Origin of the sequence: Mesorhizobium sp. M1E.F.Ca.ET.063.01.1.1 (genome assembly GCF_003998155.1) — a bacterium.
Classification (GTDB): domain Bacteria; phylum Pseudomonadota; class Alphaproteobacteria; order Rhizobiales; family Rhizobiaceae; genus Mesorhizobium.
In genome coordinates this window covers 1-2,329 of the sequence record NZ_RZSC01000858.1, presented here as the reverse complement: position 1 = coordinate 2,329, position 2,329 = coordinate 1, and the positions used below count along the sequence as shown (strand labels likewise).

At 64.9% G+C, this 2,329-nt stretch carries 2 protein-coding genes and 1 pseudogene; 1 reads left to right on the top strand and 2 read right to left on the bottom strand.

Annotation, left to right across the window (positions count from 1 at the left end):
- Nucleotides 1-875: ABC transporter permease (locus EOA29_RS33440; protein ID WP_127222201.1), on the bottom strand; the 875-nt coding region annotated here is incomplete at its 3' end.
- Between the two features lie 77 nt (nt 876-952).
- Here EOA29_RS33440 and dgcA point away from each other — a divergent pair.
- Nucleotides 953-1,936 (top strand): N-acetyl-D-Glu racemase DgcA, encoded by a 984-nt coding sequence (dgcA, locus tag EOA29_RS33435; protein ID WP_126093764.1) that lies wholly within the window; start codon nt 953-955, stop codon nt 1,934-1,936.
- Here the strand turns inward: dgcA and EOA29_RS33430 are convergent.
- Nucleotides 1,907-2,329, bottom strand: a pseudogene (locus tag EOA29_RS33430) (MFS transporter); the annotation flags it as partial. The gene dgcA and the pseudogene EOA29_RS33430 overlap by 30 nt on opposite strands.

Below are 2,329 nucleotides of genomic sequence, written 5' to 3'. Positions count from 1 at the left end.
AGGCATGGCAGCGCGATCACCAGGGCGACGAGCCGCGGAAACACCAGAACGCCGATCGGATTGAGCCCGATCACCTTCAGTGCGTCGACCTCTTCGCGCATCTTCATCGAGCCGATCTCTGCGGTGATGGCGCTTCCCGAGCGGCCGGCGAGCATGATCGCGGTCATCAGCACGCCGAGCTCGCGCAGGATCAGCACGCCGACGAGATCGACGACGAAGATATCGGCGCCGAAATAGCTGAGCTGATAGGCGCCCTGCTGCGCGACGATCGCCCCGACGATCGCCGACATCAGCACCACCACAGGGATGGCGCCGACGCCCATGCGGTCGATCTGATTGAAGATCGCGGCCGGATTGACGGCATGGCCACGCCCGAGCTTCATCTGCGCGCCGCGAATGGTGGCGCCGAGGATGTTCATCGAAGCAATGAAATCGTCGCGCATCTCGTAGACGCGGCGGCCGACCAGTTCCAGCGCGCGCATGATGATGTTGGGCGGCCCGGCCGGTCCCGATTCGGGTTCGCGCCGCACCGCGTCGCCGACGGCGCCAAGCAGGATCGAGGCGATCTCGCTCTGCCCCTGCACGTGGACTTCGACGCCCTTCTTCTCGAAGGCGCTGGCCAGCCGATCGATCAGCCAGGCGCCCGCCGTATCCATCTTCTCGATATGCGAAAGATCGAGCATCAGCTGCTTTGCGCCGCTGCGCTTCTCGATCCTGCGCATCTCGGCGTCGACCGATGCCACGGTCCGCGTCGTCCAGACACCGGAAAAAGCGCAGCCGAGCACGCCGCCTTCCTCGCCGACGGCGATGCGCGGCTGGTGATTGCCTTCACCGGCAGGCGTGCGGCTTGCGTCGCGTTTGCGGATGGTCAACATGGCGTCCTGTTTAGCGTGACGGAACTGGCGTGTCGATTTGCCGGCAGACCGGTGTCGCACAGCCGGAGAAGAAAAATATGGCGCGTGTCATTTCGGTCGAGGCCGAGCGGTTCCCGATCGCGGGCACCTTCACCATCTCGCGCGGCTCGAAAACCGAGGCGGAAGTCATCACCGTGGCGATCGGCGACAATGGGCATGTCGGGCGCGGCGAATGCGTTCCCTACAAGCGCTATGGCGAGACCATGGAGGGTGTGCGCGCCGCAATCGAGGCCATGCGTGGCAGGATTGAGGGTGGCATCGACCGAGCCGCCCTGCTCGCGGCCATGCCGGCCGGCGCGGCACGCAACGCGATCGACTGTGCCCTGTGGGATCTGGAGGCAAAGCTCAGCGGCAGTCCGGTAGCGGACGCGATCGGCGCCGCCTCGCCAAAGGTGCTGGAAACCGCCTACACACTGTCGCTCGGCGCACCTGAAGCGATGGCCGCGCAGGCTAGCGCCAACGCCTCGCGGCCACTGCTCAAGGTCAAGATCGGCGGTGACGACGACTTGGCGAGAATACGCGCCGTGACGGAGGCCGCCCCGCGGAGCCGTATCATCCTCGATGCAAACGAGGGATGGACCGACGACAACATCGAGGCCAACCTCGCCTTTGCCGCCAGGCAAGGCATCGCGCTCATCGAGCAGCCGCTTCCTGCCGGCCGCGACGGCATCCTGCGCGAAATCGCGCATCCGGTGCCGATCTGCGCCGACGAAAGCGTGCATGAGGCAAAGGACCTCGATTCGCTTGTCGGCCTCTATGACGCCGTCAACATCAAGCTAGACAAGTCGGGCGGCCTGACGGAAGCGCTCAGGCTTCGCGAACGCGCCCAGGAACTGGGTTTCGGCATCATGGTGGGCTGCATGGTCGGCACGTCGCTCGCCATGGCGCCGGCTGTCTTGTTGGCTCAAGGCGCCGATTTCGTCGACCTCGACGGGCCGCTGCTGCTTGCGCGCGACCGCGATCCTGGCCTCGTCTACCAGGGATCGCTGGTGTCACCGCCTGACCGGGCGCTGTGGGGTTGAGCGCGCGGCGAGCCCGATCAACGCAAGGCCAATGATCGCGATCGGAATCATGGCCAGGAAGCCATCGACGCCGAAGCGATCGTAGAGCGGGCCGGAGGCCAGCGTCACCGCGGCCATGAAGAAGCCGTTGAAGAAATAGGCGATACCTTGCGCGGCACCCGTGCGCTCTTCGGAAACCGTTTCGCCTATCATCTTCTGCAGGCCGATCAGGACCATTGCAACCGACACCGAATGCAGCGTCTGGACGCCGAAGAAGCCGGCGACGCCCAGGCCAAGCGGCCAGACCAGCGGAAAGGCGATCCAGCGCACGATCGAGCCGATGCCGGCGATCAGCATAACTTTCACGACCGTGACAGATGCGAAAATACGGTTGAAGAACAAGAACATGCAGAC